This is a genomic window from Bradyrhizobium sp. (assembly GCF_019242285.1).
Classification (GTDB): Bacteria; Pseudomonadota; Alphaproteobacteria; order Rhizobiales; family Xanthobacteraceae; genus Bradyrhizobium.
Window position 1 is genome coordinate 1 of the sequence record NZ_JAFAVV010000646.1, and the last position, 9195, is coordinate 9195.

The following is a 9195-nucleotide window of genomic DNA, read 5'->3' on the forward strand; positions in this document are numbered from 1 at the left end:
AACGATCAGGGGAGATTTTCCACCATGCTCAAATTCTACTTCAATGGGGCGCCCAACCCGAACAAGGTCGCGCTGTTCATCGAGGAGGCCGGCCTGCCCTGCGAGCTGGTGCCGGTCGACACCCGCAAGGGCGAGCAGTTCAAGCCGGAATTCTTGAAGGTCAATCCGAACGGCAAGGTGCCGGCGATCGACGATGACGGCACCTTCGTGTTCGACTCCAACGCGATCCTGCTCTACCTCGCCGAGAAGACCGGCAAGTTCCTGCCGGCGGACACGCCGAAGAACAAGGCGGAGATGCTGTCCTGGCTGATGTACATTGCCACCGGCCTCGGCCCCTATTCGGGTCAGGCCGTGCACTTCAAGCACTTCGCACCGAAGGAGCTCGACTACGCCAACAACCGCTACCAGTACGAGGCCAACCGCCACTACAAGATCCTCGACGATCATCTGGCCAATAGCCGCTACATAGTCGGCGACGCCTACACCATCGTGGACATGGCGTTCTGGGGCTGGGCGCGGATGGCGCCGTTCGTGCTCGGCGAGGAGAACTACGCGAAATATCCCAACGTCAAGCGGCTGGTCGACGAGATCTCGGCACGCCCGGCGGCTTCGCGCGCGATCGCGCTGAAGGACAAGTTCACCTTCAAGACCGACATGGACGACGACGCGCGCCACATCATGTTCGGCCACCTCAAGACCAAGGCGGCATGAGGGGCGAACCGCACAATCGTCATTCCGGCATACGCGTGCACGAACTCGGGTTCACCCGAGTTCGTGCACAAATGATGTCACGGTCGGCAACAGCCGACTTTGAGGCGTGGATCCGGAATCCAGAGGTTGAGATGCCGGGTCGCGCTTGCCGCGTGGCGCGGCACGGGGCTGATCGAACCGTGCCTGTGAAGCGAACGTTGCAGTCGGGTTCCACGATCTCCAGGCTAGCCGTCGAGCGCAGCGACCGCCTCGATTTCGATCAGCCAGCCCGGGCGCGCGAGGCGGCTGACGACCACCAGTGTGCTCGCCGGCGGCTTCTCCACGTTCACGTACCTGTCGCGAACGACGCGGAGTTTGGCGACGGCTTCCGGCGGGACCTCCTCGACCAGGAAGATGTTGATCTTGACCAGGTCGGCCATACCCCCGCCGGCCGCTTCGACCGCCGCCTTCAAATTGCGAAACACCTGTTCGGCCTGGGCCTCGAAATCGCCTTCGCCGACCAGTTGCCCCGACGCGTCGCTCGACACCTGGCCCGCGATATAGACCATGGCGCCGGAGGTCAGTCTCGCAATGTGAGAATAGCCGGCAGGCCTCATCAGCGTATCCGGATTGAGGAATTCCTTGGTCGACTTCGTCATTGGATATTCTCCCTTTCAGGTGGCAAACAAGCTCGTGTCTGCGGGGCGCCGGGCACCGCGTCGATCAGAGCCGTATCACAATACTCGGTCCATTCCTTGAGCTGACCGGCCTCCAGCCGGATCACGCTGCAACAGGCATTGATGCGCTCCCGACGTTCTTCCTGTTTCAGGCTCGCGGCTGCCGGCGTTCGGCGGGATACGGCCCGAGCAGGCGCTCACCCGGGCTGCGCTTGCGTGAGCAGCTAAGCCGCCTGCTCCGCCAACACCTTCTTGACGGCGGGACGCTCCGCCATGCGCTTGAAATGATCGGCGACCTTCGGCAGCTTCGCCATCTCGACGCCGTCGCCTTCGAGCCAGGTCGCGATCGTGTAGAGATAGGGATCGCAGACCGTGTACTGCTCGCCCATCACCCAGGGCCCTTTCAGCATCCGGTGCTCGATCAGCGCGAAGCAGGCGCCCATGGTCTCCGGTACCTTGCGCTTCATGTCGGCGAACGAGGTCTCCTCGGTGGCCCAGCGCTTGCCGCGCATCTTGTGGGCATGCGCGACATGCACGGTCGAGCAGAGATAGCTGTTGATCGACTGCACCTGCGCGAACGCGAAGGCATCGTCGAGCGGCGCGAGCTTCGCCTCGGGGTGAGTCTGCGCGATATAGGCCAGCATTGCCGGCGTCTCGGTCAGGACGCCGCGGTCGGTCACCAACGACGGCACCCGGCCCTTCGGGTTGATCTCGAGATATTCGGGGCTGTTCTGCTGGTTGATCTTGAAGTCGAGCTTTTCGGTGGTGTAGTCGGCGCCGGCCTCCGCGAGCGCGATATGCGATGCGAGCGCGCAGGTGGCCGGAGCGTAATAGAGCTTGAGCATGGCGGATCCTCTTGAGGAGACGCCAAAGGTTACCGGCGTGGCTTCCCACCGTCCATAGCCGAAGCTATCTCACCGCAGCGCCCTCGCCGCGTCGAGCAGCCGCTCGACCGCGGTTGCGGTCGCGAGCAACGTGCCATCCTCGGCCGTCAACTTGCCCTCGACGAAGGCGATCGTCTTCCCGAGCTGGGTGACCTGCGCTTCCGCAGCGATCGGCCCCGGCCTCGCGGAGGCGAGAAAGTTCACGGTCAGGCTGACGGTCGTCGTATAGCTCCGGCCCTCGGTCATGGCGAATACCGCAGGCCCCATGGTGTCGTCGAGCATCGCCGAGAGCAAGCCACCCTGCACGAAGCCGGCAGGATTGCAGAATTCCGGCTTGCCATCGAAGCCGATCTTCAGCCAGCCCTCCGCCGGCCGCGCATCGAGCAGGCGCCAGCCGAGCAGTTTTGCCGAGGGCGGCGGGGCGAGATGATCAAGCGCGGTTGCGACCATGGGGACCTCCATTTCGCGGGCATAGCCCAGCGCTGCTGCCAGCCTGGTGTCAGCAGCAGTTACAGCCCAAGGCCGTGTGCAACGACTTTCCGCATCACGTTCGGCAGCGCCTCATCGGCCAGCGTTGCGACGGGAATCCAGCGCATGCCGTCCGGCGTGGGCGTGCGGGCCGCCACATCGGCTACATAGACTGCGAGCTCGAGCGGAAAATGCGTGAAAACGTGGGTGACGACGCCCGCCTTGCGGTGCCAGCGTCCGATCCCCTTCAGCACAGGCGCCTGGTGCAACGCCGCCCCGTCATGCTGCGCGGCGCGCCAGTCGGAGGTCGGCACTTCGGTCATGCCGCCAAGCAGGCCCTTGGCCGGACGGGTGCGCACCAGGAGCTCGTCGCCACGCCTGACCACGAAGGCCGCGCCACGGCGCAGCGCGCCGGTCTTTTTGGCGGCCTTGTGCGGAAAGGTTTCCTGCGTGCCTTGCGCCCGCGCGACGCAGCCATCGCCGAGCGGACACAGCACGCAGGCCGGCTTCTTCGGCGTGCAGATCGAGGCACCGAGATCCATCAGCGCCTGGGCGCTGCAGCCTGCACGCGACTCGCCGAGCAACGTGCGCGCGAGTTGCTGGATGCGCGGCTTGGCCTGCGGCAGCGGCTCCTCCACCGCGAACAGCCGCGAGACCACGCGTTCGATGTTGCCGTCGACCGGCATGGTGCGGCGATCGAAGGCGATCGCCGCAATGGCAGCCGCGGTATACGGCCCGATTCCCGGTAGCGCGCGCAGGCCTTCCTCGGTCGCGGGAAAGGCGCCGCCATGGTCGCGGGTCACGGCCACCGCACAGGCATGCAGGTTGCGCGCACGGGAATAATAGCCGAGCCCGGCCCACATCCGCAGCACGTCGTCGAGCGAGGCGCGTCCAAGCGCGGCGACATCGGGCCAGCGCGCGACAAATTTCTGGAAGTAGGGACCGACCGTCTTGACCGTGGTCTGCTGCAGCATGATCTCCGAGAGCCAGACCTGGTACGGATCGGCCACCTCGCCCGCCCTCGCCCGCCACGGCAGCTCGCGCCGATGCCGGTCGTACCAGGCCAGCAGCCGCGCGGGGCGGTCGCAACCATCGGGGACAGCGACCTGCTGCTTTCGTCGAATCGATCCTGAAGGGAGCATGGCAGCATTGTAGGACTGCCGACCAGGGATGGCCAGTGGTTGAAGAGCATAACGCGTCGCGTTATAGTCCATTGTGATCCAAAGCTTTGCCGATCCCGAAGCTGAACTGATATGGTCCGGGCGGCGGAGCCGCAAGCTGCCGCCCGATATCCAGAACGTGGCCTTGAGAAAGCTGCGTCTCTTGAACCAAGCGCGGGTGCTCGACGATCTGCGCGTACCGCCCGGCAACCGCCTGAGGCACTGAAAGCCGATAGGCAGGGGCAGCATTCGATCCGGATCAACGACCAATGGCGGGTGTGTTTTGTGTGGACTGACGGAGGACCGATCGATGTCGAAATCGTCGACTACCACTAGGAGCGGCCTGCTCAGGAATCCTCATCCAGGCGAAATCCTGCTGGAGGAGTTTCTCAAGCCGATGGACCTCAGCCAGAACGCGCTGGCGCGCGCCCTCCATGTCGCGCCCCGCCGAATCAACGAGATCGTGCTCGGCAAGCGCGACATCACCGCCGATACCGATCTTCGGCTGGCGCGTTATTTTGGCGTCTCGGAGGGGTTCTTCCTCGGACTGCAGATGGACTATGATCTGATGCAGCGGCGGCGCGAGATCGATCGCGACCTCAGATCGATCCGCCCGCGCGCCGCTTGATCGGGAGCATGCACCTTCTCACGCGATGGCAGGAATGTCCAAGCCCGGCCGAATCACCGCAAAGCCGCTTTCCGTCCTGCTCGACGACGTGTTCTCGCAGGCCTATGCCAAGCAGGGTTTTGCCGCGCGCGAATTGGTGACGCGCTGGGCGGAGATCGCGGGCAAGGAGATCGCGGCGCATTCCGAGCCGATCAAGCTGCAATGGCCGCGGCCGGTCGAGGGCCAGGTGCAGGAGCCGGCGACGCTGGTGCTGCGGGTCGAGGGCCCGACGGCGCTGGAGATCCAGCATTCCTCCGACGTGATCCTGGAGCGGGTCAATCGCTTCTTCGGCTGGAGCGCGGTCGGCCGGCTGGCGCTGCGGCAGGCCCCGCTGGCGCGCCGCGACCGGCCGAGGCGGCCGGCGCCGCCCGATCCGAAATCGGTGGCGAAGGTCGCCGAAACGCTGTCGGCCGTGGAGGACGAACAATTGCGCGACGCGCTGGCGCGGCTCGGGGCTGCAATCAAGCGAAATTGACGTTTTGGCTGCAACCGGCCGCTTGAGCCGGCCATTGCCACCTTGGCCGTTTCAAGCTAGCGAACAGGCCGCCAATCCAAAGTTCCTTGCCAAAGTTCCTTGCCAAAGTTCCTCGTGCGCGACCGCGCCAAACCGGGAGCAGACCGTTGATCATCACGCGCCGCGCCTTCACCGCCGCCCTGTCGCTGACCGGGCTTGCCGCCCTCGCCGGCCTGTCGCCGCTGCGGCTGATCTCCGAGGCCATGGCACAGAGCGCGACCGACGTCGCCAAGCCGGTCTCGCTGCCGGACATGGTGCTCGGGCCGGCCGACGCCAAGGTGACGATCACCGAGTTCGCCTCGATGACCTGCCCGCATTGCGCCGCCTTCAACGAGCAGGTGTTCCCGAAGATCAAGGCTGAGTTCATCGACTCGGGCAAGGTGCGCTACATCTTTCGCGAGTTCCCGCTCGACATCAAGGCGGCCGCCGGCTCGATGCTGTCGCGCTGCATCGCCAAGGGCGACTCCGGAAAATACTTCGCGGTCACCGACCTGCTGTTCCGCTCGCAGAGCGACTGGGTGATGAAGAACACCACCGAGGCGCTGGGCCGGATCGGCAAGCAGGCCGGCCTCAGCCAGAAGGAGGTCGAGGAATGCCTGAAGGACCAGGCGTTGCTCAACAAGATCGAGGCCGACCAGAAATACGCCAGCGAGGTGCTGAAGGTCGATTCGACGCCGACCTTCTTCATCAATGGCGAGAAGATCAAGGGCGAGGCCTCGATCGAGGAGTTCGAGAAGAAGATCAATCCGTTGCTGAAGAGCTGACGGAATCCGCGTGAAGCCATAGGGAACTCCGCCGGAAGTTCGAGCTGAAGATCAACGCGCGCCATCGCAGAGCTGATTTTCGCGCGTGCCCGAATCGACGCATTTTCGCCGCCTTTCAAAAGCCTTGGGAAAAAGGCGTTCCGCCGGTTGCCCGGCCCCGCCGCGAACGCCATTGTTACGACTCATCCTCCACACCGACGTTGCCTTCTATGGTATTGTCTCGGCAGGGAGATTCGTTCCCTGCCAAGAGAGAATCCGTCGTTATGAAACTCACGCGTCTTCGTCTCCACGGCTTCAAGTCGTTCGTTGAACCCACGGATTTCGTGATCGAGCCGGGGCTGACCGGCGTCGTCGGGCCGAACGGCTGCGGCAAGTCGAATCTGGTCGAGGCGTTGCGCTGGGCGATGGGCGAGACCTCGCACAAATCGCTGCGCGCCGCCGACATGGATGCGGTGATCTTCAACGGCTCCGGCAACCGTCCGGCGCGCAACCACGCCGAAGTGATGATGACGATCGACAATGCCGATCGCACCGCGCCGGCCGCCGTCAACGACGCCCAGACCTTGGAAATCTCGCGCCGGATCGAGCGCGAGGCGGGCTCGGTCTACCGCATCAACGGCCGCGACGTGCGCGCCCGCGACGTGCAATTGCTGTTCGCGGACGCCGCGACCGGCGCGCGCTCGCCGGCGCTGGTGCACCAGGGCAAGATCGGCGAGATCATCCAGGCCAAACCGGAGCAGCGCCGCCGCGTGCTGGAGGATGCCGCCGGCGTCGCCGGCCTGCATGCCCGCCGCCACGAGGCGGAGCTGCGGCTGAAGGCGGCCGAAGCCAACCTCCTCCGGGTCGAGGATGTCATCGGCCAGCTCACCGGCCAGATAGAAGGCCTGAAGAAGCAGGCGCGCCAGGCGATCCGCTACCGCGAGGTGGCCGCCAAGGTGCGGAAGGCCGAGGCCACGCTGTTCCATCTGCGCTGGATCGAGGCCCATGCCGGCGTCGCCGAATCGAGCCGCACCCATGAGCTCTCCGTCCGCGACATGGCCGAGCGCACCCGCGAGCAGGCCGAGGCCGCCCGCATCCAGGCGCTCCGCGCCGCGGAGATGCCGGCTCTGCGCGAGGCGGAGGCGCGCGCCGCGGCGGGCCTGCAGCGCCTGAACAACGTCCGCACCACGCTCGATCGTGAGGAGGAGCGCGCCAAGGAGCGCGCCGCCGAGCTCGACCGGCGCGTGACCCAGCTCACCGCCGATATCGCGCGCGAGCGGCAGCAGACCTCCGATGCCGAGGCCGCCTTGCAGCGGCTCGACACCGAGGATGCCGAGCTGAAGGAGGAGATCAAGTCGCGCGTCGAGATGCGCAGCGGAGTCGACGAGCGCGTCGCGGCGGCCGAAGCGACGCTTGCCGACGCCGAGCGGCTGTTTTCCGAGCTCACCACGGCGCTCGCCGAACAGACCGCCAGGCGCAAGCAGCTCGAGGACAACGTCCGCAGCCATCGCGAACGCCTGACGCGGCTCGACCAGGACATCGCCGGTGTCCAGGCCGATGAGCAGAAGCTTGCACAGGAGACCAGCGGCCTCGGCGATCTCGCAGAACTCGCGGCCGCAACCGTCAGCGCACAACAGACCGTGGCCCAATCGGAGGCCGCCGCTCAAGAGAGCGAGATGGCGCACCGCGCGGCGCGTGCGACGCTGGAGGCGTCCCGCGCCCCGCTCAACGAAGCCGAGAAGCGGGTGCAGCGGCTGGAGACCGAGGCGCGCACCATCTCCAAGCTCGTCAATGTCGAGACCAAGAACCTCTGGCCGCCGATCATCGACGGCGTCACGGTCACCAAGGGCTATGAGAAGGCACTCGGCGCCGCGCTCGGCGACGACCTCGATGCGCCCGTCGATCCCTCCGCGCCGATGCGCTGGACCGTTGCCGGCGCAACCGGAAGCGACCCGGCCCTGCCGAGCGGCGTCGAGCCGCTTGCCGCCCATGTCCAGGCGCCGCCGGAACTGGTGCGGCGATTGGCGCAGATCGGCGTCGTGGCCAAGGAGCGCGGCGCGGGATTGGTATCCCAGCTCAAGACCGGTCAGCGGCTGGTGTCGCCGGAAGGCGACGTCTGGCGCTGGGACGGTTTTGTTGCGGCCGCGCATGCACCGACCGGCGCGGCACGCCGGCTCGCCGAGCGGGCGCGTCTGGTCGATATCGAGAACGAGCTGGAGCAGGCGCGCCAGGATGTCGCAACCAAGCGCCAGGCGTTGGAGAATGCCGAAAGCGAATTGAGGATCGCGGCCTCCACCGAGACTGCCGCGCGCGAAGCCTGGCGGGCCGCGCAGCGCGAGGCCGACGCCGCGCGCGACCGTCACGCCGCCGCCGAGCGCGAGGTCAATCGCCATGCCGCGCGCAAGTCGGCGTTGTCGGAAGCCTTTAGCCGCCTCTCCATCGACCACACCGAGGTCGAAGGCGCGCATCAGACCGCGGTCGCGACGCTTGCGGAATTGCCGGCGTCGGACGATGCCGAGGCGAGGCTCGCCGCGGTGCGCGGCGAGATCGACGGCCATCGCCGGCTCGCCGCGCAGGTGCGCGCCGAGGCGCAGGCTCTGGCCCGCGAGGCCGAGCTTGCCGACCGGCGCGTGCAGGCGATCCTGGCCGAGCGCAACGACTGGCGGAGCCGAAAGGCGAGTGCGGCGTCGCAGATCGAGACCATCGAGGCCCGCCTCGCCGAGGTCACGGAGGAGCGCGCCGGGCTCGACAACGCGCCGATGCTGTTTGCGGAAAAGCGCGCCGCGCTGATCACGGAGATCGAGTACGCCGAGAATGACCGCCAAGTCGCAGCCGACGCGCTGGCAGCCGCCGAGACCGCGATGGCCGCGACCGACCGTGCCGCCCGGGCCTCGATCGAGGCGCTCTCGGCTGCGCGCGAGGCAACCGGCCGTGCCGAGGAACGCGTGGAGAGCGCCAGGCGCCGGCTGGCCGATGTCGAGCGCGAGATCCACGACATGCTCGAGGTCGAGCCGCAGGCCGTTGCTGACCTTGCCGAGATCGAGCCGGGCACGAGCTTGCCGCCGCTCGCCGAGATCGAGGAGAATCTGGAGAAGCTGCGCCGCGACCGCGAGCGGCTCGGCGCCGTCAATCTGCGCGCCGAGGAGGAGCTGCGCGAGGTCGAGGCCCAGCACACCGCGCTCACCACCGAGCGCGACGACCTGGTCGAGGCCATCAAGCGGCTGCGCCAGGGCATCCAGAGCCTGAATCGCGAGGCACGCGAGCGCCTGCTCGCGTCGTTCGAGATCGTCAACGACCATTTCAAGCGGCTGTTCGTCGATCTGTTCGGCGGCGGCGAGGCCGCGCTGCACCTGATCGAGAGCGACGATCCGCTGGAGGCCGGGCTCGAGATC

At 66.7% G+C, this 9195-nt stretch carries 9 protein-coding genes and 1 pseudogene; 6 read left to right on the forward strand and 4 right to left on the reverse strand.

Annotated elements, in window-relative coordinates; genetic code table 11:
• The first annotated feature begins 24 nt into the window (after positions 1-24).
• On the forward strand, positions 25-711 hold the full coding sequence (locus JOY90_RS26160; RefSeq protein WP_291694006.1) for a glutathione S-transferase N-terminal domain-containing protein: 687 nt from the start codon (positions 25-27) through the stop codon (positions 709-711).
• Between the two features lie 224 nt (positions 712-935).
• On the opposite strand, the gene JOY90_RS26165 is transcribed toward JOY90_RS26160, so the two are convergent.
• The 4 genes from JOY90_RS26165 to mutY form a co-directional block, all read right to left on the reverse strand.
• Positions 936-1349 carry a RidA family protein gene (locus JOY90_RS26165; protein WP_291693998.1) on the reverse strand — a complete coding sequence of 138 codons (414 nt, stop codon included), beginning with the start codon at positions 1347-1349 and terminating at the stop codon, positions 936-938.
• A gap of 242 nt (positions 1350-1591) precedes the next feature.
• Entirely contained in the window at positions 1592-2212 is a 621-nt protein-coding gene (locus JOY90_RS26170; RefSeq protein WP_291693999.1) for a glutathione S-transferase family protein, read from the reverse strand.
• Between the two features lie 69 nt (positions 2213-2281).
• Positions 2282-2701 carry a PaaI family thioesterase gene (locus JOY90_RS26175; RefSeq protein WP_291694000.1) on the reverse strand — a complete coding sequence of 140 codons (420 nt, stop codon included), beginning with the start codon at positions 2699-2701 and terminating at the stop codon, positions 2282-2284.
• Positions 2702-2760: 59 nt separating this feature from the next.
• A complete protein-coding gene (gene mutY, locus JOY90_RS26180) occupies positions 2761-3861 on the reverse strand; it encodes an A/G-specific adenine glycosylase (protein WP_291694001.1) in 1101 nt (366 codons plus the stop codon).
• A gap of 73 nt (positions 3862-3934) precedes the next feature.
• On the opposite strand from mutY, the pseudogene JOY90_RS26185 reads away from it, so the two are divergent.
• From JOY90_RS26185 to smc, 5 genes and pseudogenes are all read left to right on the forward strand, one after another.
• A pseudogene (locus tag JOY90_RS26185) lies at positions 3935-4215 on the forward strand (type II toxin-antitoxin system RelE/ParE family toxin).
• Positions 4190-4507 (forward strand): HigA family addiction module antitoxin, encoded by a 318-nt coding sequence (locus JOY90_RS26190; protein WP_291694002.1) that lies wholly within the window; start codon positions 4190-4192, stop codon positions 4505-4507. The pseudogene JOY90_RS26185 and the gene JOY90_RS26190 overlap by 26 nt, the downstream one beginning before the upstream one ends.
• 34 nt (positions 4508-4541) lie before the next feature.
• Positions 4542-5021, forward strand: coding sequence for a DUF721 domain-containing protein (locus JOY90_RS26195; RefSeq protein ID WP_291694003.1), 480 nt, complete (start codon positions 4542-4544; stop codon positions 5019-5021).
• Positions 5022-5167: 146 nt separating this feature from the next.
• The gene (locus JOY90_RS26200) at positions 5168-5824 is read left to right on the forward strand and encodes a DsbA family protein (RefSeq protein ID WP_291694004.1); all 657 of its coding nucleotides are present in this window, start codon (positions 5168-5170) and stop codon (positions 5822-5824) included.
• 263 nt (positions 5825-6087) lie between these two features.
• On the forward strand, positions 6088-9195 hold a 3108-nt coding region (smc, locus tag JOY90_RS26205), incomplete at its 3' end, for a chromosome segregation protein SMC (protein WP_291694005.1).

What these genes read in the sequence shown, in the direction of transcription:
- JOY90_RS26165 (WP_291693998.1), bottom strand. Translation starts at nt 1,349, where the DNA reads ATGACGAAGTCGACCAAGGAATTCCTCAATCCGGATACGCTGATGAGG.
- JOY90_RS26175 (WP_291694000.1), bottom strand. Translation starts at nt 2,701, where the DNA reads ATGGTCGCAACCGCGCTTGATCATCTCGCCCCGCCGCCCTCGGCAAAA.
- JOY90_RS26195 (WP_291694003.1), top strand. Translation starts at nt 4,542, where the DNA reads ATGTCCAAGCCCGGCCGAATCACCGCAAAGCCGCTTTCCGTCCTGCTC.
- JOY90_RS26160 (WP_291694006.1), top strand. Translation starts at nt 25, where the DNA reads ATGCTCAAATTCTACTTCAATGGGGCGCCCAACCCGAACAAGGTCGCG.
- mutY (WP_291694001.1), bottom strand. Translation starts at nt 3,861, where the DNA reads ATGCTCCCTTCAGGATCGATTCGACGAAAGCAGCAGGTCGCTGTCCCC.
- JOY90_RS26170 (WP_291693999.1), bottom strand. Translation starts at nt 2,212, where the DNA reads ATGCTCAAGCTCTATTACGCTCCGGCCACCTGCGCGCTCGCATCGCAT.
- JOY90_RS26190 (WP_291694002.1), top strand. Translation starts at nt 4,190, where the DNA reads ATGTCGAAATCGTCGACTACCACTAGGAGCGGCCTGCTCAGGAATCCT.